We start from the raw sequence: 16,906 nt of genomic DNA, 5'->3' as shown, positions 1-16,906 counted from the left end.
GCGCCTGCCCCGGCTACCAGCCGGACCTGACCTGGACCGGTACCGGTGGGTGGCCACGCGGGCGGCTCATCCGGCCGCCGGTGGCCCGACTCGTCGCCGCGTCGACGTGGTCGACATGCGCGATGCCCGGATCGTCGTCCACGAGCCCGGCTCGCCGCAGCACCGCCGCTGCGTCCCGCTCGGCCCGCTCCGCCAGGTCGGAGGAGCCGATGCGGGCGTAGCTGGTGGCCAGGCGACGCAGGCTCTCGGCGCGCAGCACCACGTTCTGCTGCTGTTCGGCTACCGCGGCCGAGCGCCGGTAGTGCTCCTGGGCCTCCGGGTGGCGCCCGAGCAGGTCGAGTGCGTAGCCGATGCTGTCCAGGGTGGCGGCCAGCTGGGTCGGATCGAGGTCATCCTCCTCGAGGATCGCCAACGCCGCCCGGCAACTGAAGAGCCCCTGAGCCGGGCGGCCCAGGTGCGCCTGGTGCCAGCCGATCGCGTTGCGGGCGGTCGCCTCACCGAGCCGGTCCCCGGTCCGCAGGGCGAGGTCGAGGACCCGCTCGTCGTGGTGCAGCGCCACATCGTGCCGGCCCTGTTGCGCCGCCCAGCGGGCGTTGGCCCGGTGAGCGGCGGCGAGGAGGTCGACGTCGCCGACCCGGGCGGCCAGGTCGAGGGCCGCGCCGAGGACGGGAGCGGCGTCGGTGAAGTTCCGTTGCCCGATCAATCCGATGCCGAGCCCGATCTGGGCCCTGGTCAGGGCGGCGTCGTCCCCGAGGTGCGTGGCAGCGTCCCGGGCGTGGCCGTGCACCCGCACCAGTTCACGCCAGCAGCCGTTCTTTCGCAGGTGCCGATCGAGGTTGCCGGTGAGGGCGCAGACGAGCTCGTCGGCCCCGGCCGCGACCGCGAGGTCGACCGCCGCAAGCACGGCGCCGGCGTCGGCGGCCCCGGTCGGCCCGGCGGCGCGGTAGTGCTCGAGGAGGGCACGTCGGGCGGTGCCCGCTTCGGGGTGGGACCGACCGAGCCCGACGGCGTGCAGCCGGACCAGGTCGTGCATCCGGAACCGGCCGGGCACGTCGCGCTCGAGGAGATGGTGGGCGAGCAGGTCGCGGGTCAGCGCCCGCGCGGCGACTCTGCCCGATCCGGTGAGCGCCTCGATCTCGGCGGACGTGATGCTCCGACCGGTGGCGAGCCCGAGGAGTGCGAACGCCCGGGCCGCGGCCGGAGCCAGGGCGCCCACCGACGCCTCGAGGGCGGCCCGGAGGTCGGCCCCTGACTCGCCGGTGCAGAGCCCGTCGAGTCGCTCGTCGTCCTCGCCCAGCTCGGCGGCAAGATCGCGCAGCGGCAGGTCGGGCTGCATCGTCGCCTGGGCCGCGACGATCGCGAGCGCAAGCGGCAACCCGGCGCAGTGGCGCACGAGGGCATCGACCGACACCGGATCTGCCGCGACCCGACCGGCGCCGAGGCGCTTGCTCAGCAGCGCCCGGGACTCCGCGGAACCCATCACTGTGACCGGGACCGGCCGCGCCCCGTCGGCGCCGACCAGACCGGCGAGCCGGGACCGGCTCGTCGCGATCAGCACGCTGCCCGGCCCGGGCGGCAGGAGCGCTCGGACCTGTTCGGAGCAGCGGGCGTCGTCGGCGATCACCAGCAACCGACGCGACCCGGCCAGGCTGCGGAACAGCCCGGTGATGGCCCCGAGGTCGGACGGCACAGCGGCGGGGTCGGCGCCGAGCGCGAGCACCAGACCGCGCAGCGCCGACTCGGTCGAGAGCGGCTCCCGCTCCGGATCGAAGCCACGCAGATCCACGAACAGCTCGCCGTCCTCGAAGGTGCCCGCATGCGCCCTCGCCCAGTGCACAGCGAGCGCGGTCTTACCCACCCCACCCGGACCGGACAGGACCACGAAACGCGACGATCCGCCGTCTGGCACGAGCAGTGCCGCATCCAGCGCCGCCGTCTCGGCGGCCCGCCCGACGAAGCCCCCGGTCGCCGGCGGCAGCTGATGGGGCACGACGGCGTCCCTCCGGTCGGGCGTGCCGGTGGCCGGTCGCGGGGTGGTCGGGGCGGCCTCGCCGCGCAGGATCCGTTCGTGCACCGAGCGCAGCGGCGGGCCGGGCTCGGTGCCGAGCTCATCCCGCAGCAGGCGACCCACGGCATGGAACCGGCCGAGGGCCTCGGTGCTGCGGCCGCAGCCGTGCAGGGCGAGCATGAGCTGGCCGAGCACCCGCTCGTCGTAGGGGTCGGCGGCGGCGAGCGCGGTCAGGGGCGCCACCAGTTCGGAGCCCGCCCCGACGGCCAGCGCGATGTCGTTGTGGTCCAGTTCCACGCCGTGACGCTCGAGGCGCAGGGCGTCGCGCCGGGCAGCCAGCCAGAGCGAGTCGACCCCGCCGAGCGCGGCAGCGGGCCACAGGTCCAGCGCCCGCCGGTACGTGGCGAGCGCGCCGAGCGCGTCCTCGGTGGCCGCCGCCTCCCGCACCAGTCGGCGGAACAGCGCCAGGTCGAACTCATCGGCACGGACCTGTGCGCCGTACCCACCGCCGCGACGCTCGATCTGCACGACCGGGGCAGCACCGAGGATCTGGCGGAGCCGGCACACGTAGGCGCGCAGGCTCTGGCGGGCGCCCGGAGGTGGGTCCATGCCCCAGAGCCGCTCGACAAGATCGTCCGTCCCGACCGGCCGGGGCGCGTCCAGGAGCAGGATCGCGAGCACCGCGCGCTGCCGGGCCGGGCCGAGGTCCACGGCCCGTCCGGACGCGTCGACCTCGACCTGCCCGAGCAGGCGGATCCGGCCGGTCACGGTCGGCCTCTGGTACGGCCGGCTCCGGCGGGCAACGGCAGCGCAACGTTTCGCCAACGGCGGCTGGTCACGGTGGTGGCACACCAGCCCGGATCGGCCGGGCCGGAGATCCCAGAAGGAGGGCCATCATGGCCACGAAGTACCGTCTCGAACTCGTCAAGGTCCACTGTGAGAAGAAGCAGGACACCATCGGGAAGGACGAGGTGCAGGTCATCGTCGGCGGCAAGGTGCTGTTCGGCGGCAACGCCGGCGGCACGATCGCCAAGGGCGGGGACATCCACCTGACCGGGCGCTCGGCGTTCTTCACGAACAGCGTCCAGGTCCAGCTGGTCGAGGTCGACGCCGGCTCCAACAACGACGACCTGGGCACCGCCACCATCCAGGGCAAGGCGGACGTGGGCCGGGGCACGCTCAAGCGCGAGTTCACCCGCAACAACGCGTCGTACACGCTCTCCTACGAGGTGTCCGCCGCGTGATCCGATGCTCGGCGCGGCCGGGGCCCAAGCGGATCCCCGGCCGCATCGAGGATCGGGGCCCGTTGTCACTGGCCTCATCGCCGATCCCTTTCCGCTCCCCGCAGCGTGAGGAGGGCGGGCGCCCGGCGGTGATACACCACCGGGTTATCCACAGGCTTCGCACGCGCCCGCGCGGTCCTGGCTACCGTCCGAGCATGACATCGGGCGCGAGGATTCGGATCCGCCGTTCGGCCGCCGCCGTGACGGTGCTCACGGCGCTGGTGCTGATCCACGGATGCGACGGCGGTACGTCGGCGGAGCAGCCGAACGATGTCGCCGGGGGCACCGTCGCCACCGCCGGCGACCGTGAGAAGAACACGCTTGCCGGTGTCGCACCGCCGGTCCGCACGGCCGCCATGGACGACTCCGGTCCCGAGGGTGCTGCCGCGGCCGCCGCGTACGTCGTGGGCCTGCTCCCGTACCTGTCCACCTCCGGTGATCTGGACGAGTGGGAGGCGATGGCGGCCGAGGACTGCGCCGACTGCACACGGATCGCCGACGAGGCCGCCGCGCTCCATGCCCGGGGCGGCCGGACCTCCGGCGGTGAGGTCGAGATCCTGCACGCGTTCACCGACGAGAGCGCCGGCGAAGAGGGACGTCGGATCGTCGAACTGGACGTCGTGCAGGCACCGAGCACCACGATCGCCGGGGACGGCACTCAGGTGCCGCAGCCGAACGGCCGCTACCCCGAGGTCCGGGTCTCGCTCGTATGGTCCGGCGGCGGCTGGCGGGTCGACGGCATGGACCTCGGCTCCGGACCCTTCCCGGTGCCCCTGTCCGAGCCGCCGGCGGATCTCGACGATCCCGGGCCGGCCGGTGCCTACCGGGTCACGCTCGACGTGGTGGAGGGCGCCCGGACGATCACCTACGCCGACGGGACGTCCGCGTCGGCACCGAGCGGGTTGCACACCGGCATCGTCGTGGCGACGCGGTTCGGCGACGACGCCTGGGTGATCGAGGAGGTGGCGTTGCCCTGACCGGTGCTCACTCGGCCTCGCCGTAGTGCTCCACGACCGCCACGTCCAAGGGGAACTCCACCCCGAACCCACCGAAGAGCAGCCGGCCCGCTTCCGCGGAAGCGTCCCCGATCGCCTCGGCGACCGCCTCGGCCAACCGGGCGGGGGTGTGGACGATCACCTCGTCGTGCAGGAAGTAGACGAGGTGCGGCCGGTCGGCCGTGTCCGTCAGGTCCGTCAGGTCGGCCAGCCGCAACCGGATCTGCGCCATCCAGACCAGTGCCCACTCCGCCGCGGTGCCCTGCACCACGAAGTTGCGGGTGAACCTGCCCCAGTCCCGGGCCTGCTGGCGGGCCCGGCGCTCGGCGGACTCGCCGGCATCCGGCTGGGTGGCCAGTCCCTGCGTCTCCCGCCAGGCCGCGGGCGGTGGTGGTGAGGTCCGGCCGAGCCAGGTGTGGACCACGCCGCCGCGTTCGCCGGTCCGGGCGGCGTCCTCGACCAGTCCCGTCGCGCGGGGATAGGCGCGCAGCAGCCGCGGCATCAGGTGCCCGGCCTCCCCGGTGGTCGCCCCGTACAGCGCACCGAGCATCGCCACCTTCGCGTGGGCGCGGGTGTCCACGATGCCGGTGTCCACCAGTCCCTGGTAGAGGTCGGCGCCACGGCTGGCCGCGGCCAGGGCATCGTCGCGGGACATCGCCGCCAGCACCCGGGGCTCGATCTGCGCGACGTCGGCCACGACGAGGCGCCACCCCGGGTCGGCCCGCACCGCCGCCCGGATCTGCTTGGGGAGTTGGAGGGCGCCACCGCCGCTGGTGGCCCACCGCCCGGTGACCACGCCACCTGGGACGTAGTCCGGGAAGAACCGGCCGCGGCGGCCGTCGGTGCCGGGCCGCACCCATGTGTCCATCCAGGTCCAGCCGTTCGCGCTCAGCAGCCGGGCCAGTCGCTTGTACTCCAGCAGCGGCTCCACCACGGGATGCTGGAGTTCCCGAAGCTCCCACTTGCTGGTGCTCTTCACGTCGAGGCCGCTCCGGCGCAGCGTGCGCAGCAGGTCGACCGGCGAGTCCGGGTTCAGCCGCGGCGCGGACAACTGCTCCTGGATCTGGCGCGCCAGTTCCTCGAGCCGTCGCGGCCGCGATCCCGGTCGGGGCCGTGGCCCGAGCACGTCGGTGAGGATCGCATCGTGGGCCCCCAGGTCCCACGGGAGTCCGTCGTGGGCGATCTCCGCGGCGATCAGCGCGCCGGCGGACTCCGCCGCGAGGAGGAACCGCAACCGGCCCGGGTCGGCCACGGTCGCGAGCACGTCGCGCTGGCGGACCCGCTCGGCGAGCAGGTCGTCGGGACCTACGTCCCCGAGCCGGGCCATGTCCTCGAGGTCGTCCAGCAGCGACGGCACGGCGTCGACCTCCGGCAACAGCGGAACGTCCCAGGCGTCGGCGGCGTCGAACGACTCCGGTGCCGCGTGCCGCAGGATCACGTGACACAGGCGCAGATCCAGGCAGCGTTGAACGCGCACGCCCGCCCGGAGCAGTTCGGGATAGAGGGCCGCGGTGTCCGCCCAGACCCAGCGTGGTCGCTCGGCCTCGACCGAGGCGGCGAACCCGGCGAACTCGGCCCGGTCCAGCCGCTGGGAGCTCGTGGGGGTCAGGTCGTCGTCGAGGGTCAGGGCGTGCAGGGTGCCCGCTTCGGACGCGACCAGGATCTCCACACCCCGAGGCTAGATCGTCAGCCGGACATCGGAGGCCCGCCCCGGCGCCCGAGCGACACCCGGTGCGCCGCCATCGGCGCAGGTGTGACATCATGAGCGGATGATGCCCACCAGCGTCCTGATTATCGACTAGCGCGTTCGCCGGCCCGGCGAACGCGCAGACCTCCCGCACCCCGGGGGGTCTTTTTGTTGCCGGGTCCACCCATCCCGGCGACGAGATGGCCGCTGTACCTCCGATCCGCGTGGCACCCCACCCCCGTTCCACGCGCGGAGGCGAGGAGAACCGCAGGACCCGTACCACCCGGAAGCTGACGATCATGAGCACCGCATCGAAGCCCGACGTCGCCGATGTGCACGTCTACGACACCACCCTGCGCGATGGCGCCCAGCAGGAGGGGATGAACCTCTCCGTCGCGGACAAGCTGGCCATCGCCCCGCTCCTGGACGAGCTCGGGGTGACGTTCATCGAGGGCGGCTGGCCCGGTGCGATCCCGAAGGACACCGAGTTCTTCGCCCGCGCCGAGAAGGACCTGGAGCTCAAGAACGCCGAGCTCGCCGCGTTCGGCTCGACCCGCAAGGCCGGCGGCCGGGCGCACACCGACACCCAGGTGCGGGCCCTCCTCGACTCCGCCGCCCCCACGGTCACGCTCGTCGCCAAGAGCGACATCCGGCACGTGGAGCGCGCCCTGCGCACCGACGGCGAGGAGAACCTCGCCATGATCGCGGACACCGTCGCCTACCTCACCGACGCCGGCCGTCGGGTCATCGTCGACGCCGAGCACTTCTTCGACGGATACCGGTTCGACCCCGAGTACGCCCTGCGCGCGGTGACGACGGCGTTCGAGGCCGGGGCCGCCGTCGTCGCCCTCTGCGACACGAACGGCGGGATGCTGCCGGACTGGGTGTACGACATCGTCTCCTCGGTGCGCGCGCGCACCGACGGCCGCCTGGGCATCCACGCGCACAACGACTCCGGGTGCGCGGTCGCGAACTCGATGGCCGCCGTCCTCGCCGGCGCCCACCACGTGCAGGGCACCGTGAATGGCTACGGCGAGCGCACCGGCAACGCGGACCTGCTCGCCGTGGTCGCGAACCTCGAGCTCAAGCTGGAGATCCCGGTGCTCGGCGGTGCGGGCCTGGAGGAGGTCACCCGAATCGCGCACGCGGTCAGCGAGATCACGAACATCGCCCCGTTCGCTCGGCAGCCCTACATCGGGGCAAGCGCGTTCGCGCACAAGGCGGGCCTGCACGCGAGCGCCATCCGGGTGGACCCGGACCTGTACCAGCACATCGACCCGCGCAGGGTCGGCAACGACATGCGCATGCTCGTCTCGGACATGGCCGGGCGGGCCAGCATCGAGCTGAAGGGCCGCGAGCTCGGGTTCGACCTCAGTGGGCAGGGCGATCTGCTCGGCCGGGTCACCGAACGGGTCAAGGACGCCGAGGCGAACGGGTACACCTTCGACGCCGCGGACGCCTCATTCGAACTGCTCCTGCGCGAGGAGATCGACGGCGCCCGACCCGCCTACTTCCGGACCGAGTCCTGGCGGGCGATCGTCGAGCACACCCAGGCGACCGGTGAGGTCAACGCCGAGGCCACCGTGAAGCTGCACACCGGGGACGCCCGCGTGGTCTCCACGGGCGAGGGGAACGGCCCCGTGAACGCCCTCGACGCAGCCCTGCGGCAGTCCCTGGTGGCGGCCTACCCGACGATCGAGGACTTCGAACTCATCGACTACAAGGTCCGGCTGCTCGACTCCTCCCACGGCACCGACGCGGTCACCCGGGTGCTGTTGGAGATGACCGACGGCCAGGACTCCTGGAGCACCGTCGGCGTCGGCACGAACATCCTCGAGGCCTCCTGGGAGGCCCTGGTGGACTCGCTCGTGTACGGGCTGATCCGCCATCAGGTGGTCCCGCTCTGAGGGTGCGGGCCCGACGGCGGAGCGTGAAGTCCGCGGCCCTGGCTCTCGGCCTGAGCCTGCTGGTCGCGGGCTGCGGCTCGCCCGGCGATGACGTCGCCACCTCGCCACCGCCGAGCGGTGGTGCCGCCGAGCCGGACGGCGAGGGCTCGAGCGCTCCGGACGCCGGCACGCCGTCGGGCCAGGACACCACCGGCGACGGTGACGCGACCGGGGAGGGTTGTTCCGCCGTCGGCGCCGACGCCCGCGAACTGCCTCCGGACGCGACGCCCGTGCCCACCGTGGACCTCGACGGGGACGGTCAGGCCGACGAACTCTGGTTCTCCGACGCCGACGGTCGCACGCTGGGTGTCACCACGGCCGCGGGTGGTGTGTTCGTGACGCAGTTCGAGTCCGGGGCCCCTCAGGCGGCGACCGCGATCGGCGGACGGCTGGGCGACGGCTCGGCCATCGTCCTGTTGAACACGGGGCGCTCGGTGTCGCTGTACGCCTTCCGGGACTGCACCCTCGTCCCCACCCGGAACGACCAGGGCGAGCAGTACACGTTCGACCTCGGCTTCACCGGGTACGGCACCGGGGTCGGTTGCGTCGACCTCGGCGAGGGGCCCGCCCTCGTGGGCCTGAACGCCGTCAGCGACGATGACGGGGCGACCTTCGAGGTGACCCGCACCGAGATCCTGCTCGAGGCGACGGGTGCGTCCGCGTCCAACGGCGAGTCCGAGGTCGTCGCCGAGGGGGCGACGGCCCAGGACCCGGCGGTCGCCAGTGCCCAGTCGGTCAGTTGCGGCGAGCCGCAGGAGGAGGCCGTCGAGCCGGGCGGCGCCTAGGCTGAGGTGGTGACCAGAGGTGAATACAAGGTTCCGCAGGGCAAGCTGGTGGCGGCCGACGTCGAGGTTCTCGATGGCCACCTGAGCAGGGTCCGCATCAGCGGCGACTTCTTCCTCGAACCCGACGACGCCCTCGAGCGCATCGACGCCGCGCTCACCGGGCTCCGCGCGGACGTCTCGGTCGCGCAGATGACCGGCCTGGTCGAATCCGCCGTCGCGGACGCGCACCTGATCGGGTTCACGCCGCAGTCCGTGGCGATCGCGGTCCGCCGGGCGCTCGGGGCGGCGTCGTCCTGGAGCGACCACACGTTCGAGATCGTGCACCCGCAGGCGCTCGCCCCGATCGTGAACCTCGCCCTGGACCAGGTGCTGCTGGAGGAGGTGGCCGCGCAGCGGCGCGGTCCCACCCTGCGCCTGTGGGAGTGGGACTCCTCCTGCGTGGTGATCGGCTCGTTCCAGTCGCTGCGCAACGAGGTGGACCTGGAGGCCGCGGACGAACTCGGGGTCCAGGTGGTGCGCCGGATCTCCGGGGGCGGCGCCATGTTCATGGAGCCCGGCAACGCGATCTCGTACTCGTTGTACGTGCCCGGCAGTCTCGTGGACGGGCTCAGCTTCGAGCAGTCCTACGCGTTCCTGGACGACTGGGTCCTCGGTGCCCTCAACGAGATGGGCGTGGACGCGCACTACGTGCCGCTGAACGACATCTCCTCGCCCTCGGGCAAGATCGGCGGCGCCGCCCAGAAGCGGCTCGCCAACGGCACCGTGCTGCACCACGCGACGATGTCCTACGACATCGACGCCGACAAGATGCTCAAGGTGCTGCGGATCGGGCGGGAGAAGCTCTCGGACAAGGGCACCAAGTCCGCCAACAAGCGCGTCGACCCGATGCGCCGCCAGACCGGGATGAGCCGGGCGGCGATCATCGAGTCGATGAAGAACCACTTCCGCGCCCGGTACGACACGGTCGACGGCCTGCTCAAGCCCACCGAGCTCGCCCGCGCCGAGCAGCTCGTGACGGAGAAGTTCGCCGCCGCGCAGTGGCTCGAACGGGTCCCCTGACCTGGCGGAGGGCGGCCGCCCTCACGCGGCGCCGGGGAGGCTCAGGCGGTCGGAATGCTGCTGGGGTCCTCGGAGCCGGTCGCGTCCGCGGCCTGCGTCTGCTGCTTGGCGACCTCCGCGCGGACCTCGTCCATGTCCAGGCCCTTCACGCCCTCGATGAGCTGCTCGAGCGCCGGTCCGGGCAGTGCGCCCGCCTGGTTGAAGACGAGGATGCCGTCGCGGAACGCCATCAGGGTGGGGATCGCCTGGATCCCGGCCTGCGCGGCGAGCGCTTGCTCGGCCTCGGTGTCCACCTTCGCGAAGGTGACGTCGTCGTGGGTCTCGGAGGACTTCTCGTAGACCGGCGCGAACTGGCGGCACGGGCCGCACCAGGAGGCCCAGAAATCGACCAGGACGATGTTGTTGTCGGTGATGGTCTTCTCGAACTCGTCGGTGGTGACGTTGATGGTGGGCATTGCTCTCCTCGATCGGTTGTCCACCTAGCACAACGACGACGGCGCGTGGGTATTCCCTCAGTCCCGGGCGCCGAACACCCCGGAGCCGACCCGCACCATGCTCGCCCCGGCGGCGATCGCGACCTCGAGATCGCCGCTCATTCCCATCGACAGTTCGCGGGCATCCGCGGTGCCCGGCGCGCCGGCGCCGACGACGGCGTCGCGCACCTTCGCGAGGTCCTCGTAGGAGCCGCGTACCCGGCCCGGATCGGGGGAGTTGGCCCCGATCGTCATGAAGCCCCGCAACCGCAGGTGCTCCAGGGCTCCGACGGCGGCGGCCAGGTCGCCCGCCTCGTCCGGGTCCGCCCCTGCCTTCGTCGGCTCACCCGAGGTGTTCACCTGCACGAACACCTCGAGGTCCCGGCCACGCGCGGCCGCGGCCCGGTCCAGGCGTTCCGCGAGCCGCGCCGAGTGCACGCTCTGCACGCAGTCCACCCAGCGCATGACCGCGTTCACCTTGTTCGACTGCAGGTGCCCGATGAAGTGCGTCTCGTGCGGCACGCCGGCCAGTTCCGGCTCCGTCGCGGTCAGCTCCTGGGCCCGGTTCTGCCCGATCAGGGTGTGGCCGCTCGCCTCCAGCAATGCCCGGATCCTGGTCGCGTCGACCGTCTTCACCGCAAGCAGCAACCGCACGTCGACGGCGGAGCGTCCGTTCGCGAGGGCGGCCGCCTCGACCCGCTCCCGCACCCGGGCGAGGTTGGTGACGTCCCCACTCATCGACGCGCCCCCGGACCGTCCGGGTCCTCGGTCAGGCGAATGCCGAGGTGCTCGGCCAGCGACGGCAGCACCGAGGTCGCGTCCGACCAGGCCAGGGTGGTGCCCCGCAGCGAGTCCACGCCGGTGGCGCCCGCCAGGTCGCACCCGGTGAAGGTGACCTGCTGCGCCCGCAGCCCGGCGAACCGGGCCTCGGTCAGGTCGCACTCGACGAACCGCACCCGCAGCATCGTGGCGTCCGAGAAGTCCACCTGCCGCAGCCGCGCCCCGGTCAGGGTCACGTCCGTCCAGGCGGCCGAGTGGGCCGACATCAGGTCGGCCTGGACGCCGTCGGCGGTGACCTCCCGCCAGCGCGACCGCAGCCACGAGGACCCGGTCAGCCGGGCGTCGTTCAGGGACGTCCGCACCAGCCCGCAGTCGCGGGTGGTCAGCCCGGCGAGGTCGGCACCGTCGAGGTCCACGCCGGTGAACTGGCACCGCTCCCACGTGCCGCCGCCGGCCCGGACCCGCCGCAGTGTGACCGAGTCGAGGTCCAGCTCGTCGATCTCGGCACCGATCCACACGGCGCCGTCCAGGTCGAGGTGGGACAGCGTCGCACCGCTCAGATCTTCCGGGTCCATCACAGGCTCATCGCAGCATCATCCACGTGCCGGAGCCTACCGACGCGGCACGGACCTCGAGTCCAGGCAGGTGAGACAATGGGCGGGTGCGCACGATCCTGAACATCATCTGGCTGGTCTTCGCCGGGTTCTGGCTGGCTGTCGGCTACGCCGTCGCCGGCATCATCTGCTGCATCCTGATCATCACGATCCCGTTCGGTATCGCGTCCTTCCGGATCGCCAACTACGTGCTGTGGCCGTTCGGCCGGGAGGTCGTCAAGCGCCCGACGGCGGGCGTGATCTCCGGGATCGGGAACATCATCTGGTTCATCGTGGCCGGGTGGTGGCTCGCGATCGGTCACATCATCACCTCGATCCCGCTGTTCATCTCGATCATCGGGATCCCGATGGGCTGGGCGAACCTCAAGCTCATCCCGATCTCGATGACCCCGCTCGGCCGCGAGATCGTCACCACGCACCGGCCGTTCGCGTCCTGAGCGTCATCACTCCGGCCTGATGTGACCGATCTGGACGGCAGTGTCAGTGTGGCAATCGGAAGGTAAGTCTGCGGGTAGGGCCGACGTGAGGTTGTCCTCGCCGACGAGGCTGCCGCCCGTCACGACGTCGTCTCCGACATCGGCACTGGAGCCGTCCGGGAGTGTCACGCTGATGGTTCCGCCTACCTCGGCCACGGTGGTCCCGGCCGGAAACAGTCCCAGCCGCAGGGTGCCGTCGGGATCGAGGAGACCGATGCAGTGGTTACCGACCAGCGCCAACGTGCCTCCACCCTCGGGCTGGTTGAGGACGTCCGACTGGTCGATGGCGGCAACGATGTCCGAGTCCGAGTCCGAGTCCGAGTCCGAGTCCGAGTCGTTCGAGGACGGCGCGCTCAAGGATGTCGTACCAGCCGTGCCCGATGTCGCAGGCTCTGTAGGGCTGGTGTCAGTACAGGCAGCGACGAGAATCAGGGTGGCTAGAGCAGCGAGACACCGAGCCATCCGACAACAACGAATCGTGGCGCTCATCAAGGTTCCACCTCAGAGGGTCAGGATCGAGACGTTCAGGGCGGCGCTGATATTGACGACAGGAAGGAATAGGCAATGGCCGGCGAAGAACCCTGTAGTCCACCTGCCCTTGTGCTGACCATGGGCGGTCGCGTTGGTGCCGGATGTCGTCAGGATTGGCGATCCCGAGTCACCGTCCACGCAAGTGCTCATCGCTGTCGTGACCATAGGACCGACTCCGTCGCTGTAACTGCCAGTGCCGACCACTTCGGTCACGGTCAGCCCACCATTGCCTCCACTCAAGGCAACCACTTGAGAGATGCTTGGACCAGGAGATGCGCCGGTTACCCACCGAACCGTTGTGGTGTTGTTGCCGCCCACGAACACGTTCGGAGCGACCTGACTCGCTGGGTTGGTGCGGAGCATCATGGTGTCGACTTGCTTCGAGTATAGGTAGATGCTTCCCAGGAAAGTGCCCCAGTTGTACCAATTTGGGCGCTCTCCATCGCCCCAGCAGTGCTCGGCGGTGCTTGAATAATACTCGCCTGTGGACCATCGGCGCCAGGCGAAACCGGCAGTGCAGTAGGCGCTCGACGATAGGCCCGAGTGCCAACGCAAAGAGGCACCGCCAGACCAAGGTTGCGAGTCGTCATCTCGGGATTGATTTTCGATGGCGGGTCCCTCCTCAGCGACGGGGTTGATCACGACCCGGATCCCGTCGATCGTGAATTCGCTGGTCTGCGAGGATGGCCCCACGACCGCATCAACGGTCAATGTGCCGGTTCGCGGGTCGCAATGGACGGCGGAAATCTCGCCCACGCCGAGGGTTGAGGACCACGAGCCCTGATCGTTAGTAGAGATCGCCAGGGCGAGTCCATGGAGAGCGTCCTGATTTGCCGGAACCCGCTCGAGCACAAGGTCGTACCCGGTTGCCATGGCACGCGCGATGGAGGCGGCATTAAGGAACTCTGCAAGGCGGTCGCTCGCGGATCGGTCATCATAATAAATGAACAAACTCCGAGATGTCTGGTCGAACTGTGACCCGGCGTAAACGTCCGTATAACCGTTCAAGAGACTGGTCTCTTCCAGAGCAATCAACGCTGCGACCTGATCTGCCCCGACCGACAGCCCCGGAGGCTCCTCTTCGCTCGGCATCCGAGGGCCGAACTCGGCTTGGGCCGGACGCGCGCTGTAGCCGCCCATGGCGTACGGGCGCTCCGGACTTGAGTGCGGCTCGCCGATCCCCGGCGAACCTGTTGCGGCGGCGACAAGCAGGCCTGTTGCGAATGCGAGGCACTGCATACGCAATCTCGGTGATCGTCGGTGATCCACGAACAAAGGCTACATGGCATGGGCGCCGAGACGCAGCCCATCTCAGCGTTGCCGTGGCGCGTATGGTGAGCATTGCCGGGAAGGCGGAGAACCCATCCTGGGACACTCTCCATAGCGAGGTCCGGCCGAGCGATCAGTCCCGCTCGCGCACCCCGTGCTCGAGGGAGTACTCCTCGCGGCCGTTGATGAACACCCGCTGCGCGCGCGAGTAGACGTCCAGCGGGTCCCCGGACCAGATCACGACGTCCCCGTCCAGTCCCTCCCGGAGGGCTCCCACCCGGTCGTCGAGGCCGAGGAACTGGGCCGGGTTGACGGTCAGCGCCCGCAGCGCGAGGACGGGGTCCAGGCCCTCCTTCACCGCGAGGGACGCCTGGTGCACCAGGAAGTTGATCGGCACCACCGGGTGGTCGGTCGTGATCGCGATCCGCACCCCGGCCTCGGCGAGGCGGGCCAGGTTCGCGATGTCCCGGGTGCGTAGCTCGACCTTCGAGCGGGAGGTCAGCATCGGGCCGAAGATCACCGGGATGTCCTTCTCGGCGAGCACGCTCGCGATCCGGACGCCGTCGGTGCCGTGGTTGACCACCAGCCGGTACCCGAACTCCTCGGCGAGCCGGATCGCGGTGGCGATGTCGTCGTGACGGTGGGTGTGCTGGTCCCAGACCAGGTCCCCGTCGAGCACCGCGGCCAGGGTCTCCAGCCCGAGGTCCCGGGCGAACGGCTTGCCGTCGGTGGCCGCCCGGGCGCGTTCGGCGGCGTAGTGCTGCGCGGCCACGAACGCCTCGCGGATCACCTTGGCGACCCCGAGCCGGGTGGCGGGGGTCTGCTTGCGCTCTCCGTAGACGCGCTTCGGGTTCTCCCCGAGCGCGGACTTCACCGACACCGCCGTGCGGAACGCCTGCTCGTCCACGGTCCGGGCGCCCCAGGTCTTGATGGCCACGGACTGCCCACCGATCGGGTTGCCCGAGCCCGGCTTGATCACCGCGGCCGTCACCCCGCCCACGAGCGCGTCCCGGAACCCGAGGTCGTCGATGTTGATGGCATCGATCGCCCGCAGCGCCGCACCGTTGGGGTCGGTCATCTCGTTCGTGTCGTCACCGGCCGGGCCCTCGGCCTCCTCGTGGACCCCCAGGTGCGCGTGCGGCTCCACGAACCCGGGCAGCACCCAGCTCCCGGTCGCGTCGACGATCTCGGCGGCGTCGGGGATGGCGACGTCCGCACCGACGGCTGCGATCACACCGTCGACGATGAGGACGGTGCCGTCCTCGATCGGGTCGCCGTCGACGGGGACGACGTACCCTCCGGTGATCGCGACGGTGCTGGCTCGGACGAACGGTGTCTTCATGGCACCAGTCGTACCACTTCCCGCCGACCGTTCGCGACGGGCGTCAGTGCGCGATCGGCGCGAACCGACCGCCGGTGACCGCGACCAGGTCCGCCGGAGCGAGCCCGAGGTCGAAGCCGCGGCGCCCACCGGAGACGTACATCGTCACCAGCGAATGCGCGGAGGTGTCCACCACCGTCGGCAGCGCCGTGCGTTGCCCGATCGGCGAGATACCACCCATCACGTACCCCGAACTACGCTCGGCCGCTGCGCCGTCGGCCATCGTCGCCTTCTTGTGCCCCAGGGCTCGGGCGATCGCCTTCAGATCCAGCGACGCACTGACCGGCACCACCCCGACCGCGAGCCCGGACCCGCGCAGCCCGTCCACGTGCACCACGAGGGTCTTGAACACGGCCTCGGGCGGCACCCCGAGCGCCGCCGCCGCCTCCAGGCCGTAGCCGAGGCCACTCGCGGGGTCGTGGGTGTACGGATGTGTCGTGTACGCGACGCCCGCGTGGGTGAGGGCCGTGGTGGCGGGCGTCCCGGGACCGGCCGCCGCCTTCTTCCGGCTCACGTCAGGGCCCGGTGACGGTGATGTCGACGGACGTCGGGTTGCCGAAGTACTCGGTCACGATGACCACGAGCGGCCCGGCGGCGAAGGACTCCTCGAGCAGCGGATCGTAGTCGCCGGCGTCGTAGTCCCGGTCGTCGTTGACGAGGAACCGGCCCTCGGCGTCGAACGTGTACAGGCTCGGGTCCTCGCCCGCGGTGTCGGTGACGTCGATGGTGTAGGTGCCCGCCTCGGGCAGGTCGACCACGGCGTAGTACGCGCCTCCGGACGGGATGTCGGCCGATGCGCGCTCGCCCAGCGCGAGTTCGTCGGTGATCGGGGTGGTGGTGAGCTGGAAGCCGGCGTCGGCGCCGTTGTGCTCGCTCATCACCACCTCGTACTCGCCGGCGGTCAGGGTCACGAACGCGAGCGGGTCGAGGGAGACCCCGCCGAGCTCGGACAGGTCCCGGCCGCGGTCGTCGTTGCCGCCGAGGGAGGCGCCGGCCGGGTCGCGCACGTCGAGCTCGAGGTCCAGCGTGCCGTCGTTCGCGCGGGCGTCCAGGAGGTAGGTGGCATCCTCGGTGATCGTCAGGGTGCCGACCCAGGTCCCACCGCCCGGGACCTCGCCGGAGGTGTTCCCGTCCACGACCACGCTGCCGGTGTTCGTCTGGCCGCCGCCCGGCCCCGACGAGGGCGGGGGACCCGCGGTCGGATCCGGGTCGGAGGGGGTGCGCCCGTTCACGAGCCACCAGCCGACACCGACGACGAGCATGATCACGAGCAGGGACACCGCGACCACGGCGGCCATGCCGCCGGGCGTGCCCCGTACCCCGGAGGTGAACACCTTCGTGTCGTCGCCGCCGCCCTGCGGCTGGGCGGCCGGGCCCCAGGAGGAGGAGGTCGGCCAGGTGTTCGGTGCGGTGCCGGGGGCGACCATGACGTCCGGGTGGTTGGCCTGGGCGAGGTAGGGATAGTCGGCCGCGGCGGTCGCGGAACCGTGCACCTCGGGCTCCATGGGCGCGAGCGGGGTGTAGTACTCCGTCCAGGAGTCCCCGTCCCAGTACCGCTGCCGGTTCTCACCGTCAGGGTCCGGGTAGAAGCCCGCCACCTTGTCGCTCACCCCGCCATG

The 16,906-nt window shown here is 71.2% G+C and carries 16 protein-coding genes; 6 read left to right on the top strand and 10 right to left on the bottom strand.

What is annotated here, in order from left to right; translation table 11 throughout:
- Positions 1-13: 13 nt before the first annotated feature.
- Positions 14-2,776, bottom strand: a complete 2,763-nt coding sequence (locus EXU48_RS25300; protein ID WP_133106800.1) for an AfsR/SARP family transcriptional regulator — start codon at positions 2,774-2,776, stop codon at positions 14-16.
- Between the two features lie 128 nt (positions 2,777-2,904).
- Between EXU48_RS25300 and EXU48_RS06310 the strand changes: the two genes are divergently transcribed.
- Positions 2,905-3,252 (top strand): hypothetical protein, encoded by a 348-nt coding sequence (locus EXU48_RS06310; protein WP_133106799.1) that lies wholly within the window; start codon positions 2,905-2,907, stop codon positions 3,250-3,252.
- 194 nt (positions 3,253-3,446) lie between these two features.
- A complete protein-coding gene (locus EXU48_RS06305) occupies positions 3,447-4,268 on the top strand; it encodes a DUF6318 family protein (protein WP_133106798.1) in 822 nt (273 codons plus the stop codon).
- A gap of 7 nt (positions 4,269-4,275) precedes the next feature.
- Here the strand turns inward: EXU48_RS06305 and EXU48_RS06300 are convergent, their stop codons facing one another.
- Positions 4,276-5,955: a bifunctional 3'-5' exonuclease/DNA polymerase gene (locus tag EXU48_RS06300; protein ID WP_133106797.1), complete on the bottom strand. Its 1,680-nt coding sequence runs from the start codon at positions 5,953-5,955 to the stop codon at positions 4,276-4,278.
- Between the two features lie 317 nt (positions 5,956-6,272).
- Between EXU48_RS06300 and cimA the strand changes: the two genes are divergently transcribed.
- Genes cimA through EXU48_RS06285 form a run of 3 tightly spaced genes read left to right on the top strand, consistent with a single transcriptional unit; the run spans position 6,273 to position 9,763 of the window.
- Entirely contained in the window at positions 6,273-7,880 is a 1,608-nt protein-coding gene (gene cimA, locus EXU48_RS06295; RefSeq protein ID WP_133106796.1) for a citramalate synthase, read from the top strand.
- Between the two features lie 23 nt (positions 7,881-7,903).
- The gene (locus EXU48_RS06290; RefSeq protein ID WP_133106795.1) at positions 7,904-8,704 is read left to right on the top strand and encodes a hypothetical protein; all 801 of its coding nucleotides are present in this window, start codon (positions 7,904-7,906) and stop codon (positions 8,702-8,704) included.
- Positions 8,705-8,713: 9 nt separating this feature from the next.
- Complete coding sequence (locus EXU48_RS06285) at positions 8,714-9,763, top strand: lipoate--protein ligase family protein (protein WP_133106794.1); 1,050 nt, start codon at positions 8,714-8,716, stop codon at positions 9,761-9,763.
- A gap of 41 nt (positions 9,764-9,804) precedes the next feature.
- On the opposite strand, the gene trxA is transcribed toward EXU48_RS06285, so the two are convergent.
- From trxA to EXU48_RS06270, 3 genes are read right to left on the bottom strand one after another with little or no spacing between them, the layout of a single operon-like run.
- Positions 9,805-10,218 carry a thioredoxin gene (trxA, locus tag EXU48_RS06280; protein ID WP_133106793.1) on the bottom strand — a complete coding sequence of 138 codons (414 nt, stop codon included), beginning with the start codon at positions 10,216-10,218 and terminating at the stop codon, positions 9,805-9,807.
- 57 nt (positions 10,219-10,275) lie between these two features.
- Positions 10,276-10,974, bottom strand: a complete 699-nt coding sequence (locus EXU48_RS06275) for a YggS family pyridoxal phosphate-dependent enzyme (protein ID WP_133106792.1) — start codon at positions 10,972-10,974, stop codon at positions 10,276-10,278.
- Complete coding sequence (locus EXU48_RS06270; protein WP_133106791.1) at positions 10,971-11,591, bottom strand: pentapeptide repeat-containing protein; 621 nt, start codon at positions 11,589-11,591, stop codon at positions 10,971-10,973. The genes EXU48_RS06275 and EXU48_RS06270 overlap by 4 nt, the downstream gene beginning before the upstream one ends.
- Before the next feature lie 86 nt (positions 11,592-11,677).
- Here EXU48_RS06270 and EXU48_RS06265 point away from each other — a divergent pair, with 86 nt between their 5' ends.
- The gene (locus tag EXU48_RS06265) at positions 11,678-12,067 is read left to right on the top strand and encodes a YccF domain-containing protein (RefSeq protein WP_133106790.1); all 390 of its coding nucleotides are present in this window, start codon (positions 11,678-11,680) and stop codon (positions 12,065-12,067) included.
- A gap of 6 nt (positions 12,068-12,073) precedes the next feature.
- On the opposite strand, the gene EXU48_RS06260 is transcribed toward EXU48_RS06265, so the two are convergent.
- From EXU48_RS06260 to EXU48_RS06240, 5 genes are all read right to left on the bottom strand, one after another.
- On the bottom strand, positions 12,074-12,346 hold the full coding sequence (locus EXU48_RS06260) for a hypothetical protein (RefSeq protein WP_133106789.1): 273 nt from the start codon (positions 12,344-12,346) through the stop codon (positions 12,074-12,076).
- A gap of 261 nt (positions 12,347-12,607) precedes the next feature.
- The gene (locus EXU48_RS06255) at positions 12,608-13,906 is read right to left on the bottom strand and encodes a chymotrypsin family serine protease (RefSeq protein ID WP_133106788.1); all 1,299 of its coding nucleotides are present in this window, start codon (positions 13,904-13,906) and stop codon (positions 12,608-12,610) included.
- A 133-nt stretch (positions 13,907-14,039) separates the two neighbouring features.
- Complete coding sequence (locus tag EXU48_RS06250) at positions 14,040-15,248, bottom strand: amidohydrolase (RefSeq protein ID WP_133106787.1); 1,209 nt, start codon at positions 15,246-15,248, stop codon at positions 14,040-14,042.
- 43 nt (positions 15,249-15,291) lie between these two features.
- The gene (ybaK, locus tag EXU48_RS06245; protein WP_133106786.1) at positions 15,292-15,801 is read right to left on the bottom strand and encodes a Cys-tRNA(Pro) deacylase; all 510 of its coding nucleotides are present in this window, start codon (positions 15,799-15,801) and stop codon (positions 15,292-15,294) included.
- A gap of 1 nt (position 15,802) precedes the next feature.
- The gene (locus tag EXU48_RS06240; protein WP_133106785.1) at positions 15,803-16,897 is read right to left on the bottom strand and encodes a DUF2510 domain-containing protein; all 1,095 of its coding nucleotides are present in this window, start codon (positions 16,895-16,897) and stop codon (positions 15,803-15,805) included.
- Between the last annotated feature and the right edge of the window lie 9 nt (positions 16,898-16,906).

The organism is Occultella glacieicola, from assembly GCF_004353825.1.
Classification (GTDB): Bacteria; Actinomycetota; Actinomycetes; order Actinomycetales; family Beutenbergiaceae; genus Occultella; species Occultella glacieicola.
This window is presented reverse-complemented; position numbering and strand designations above follow the sequence as displayed.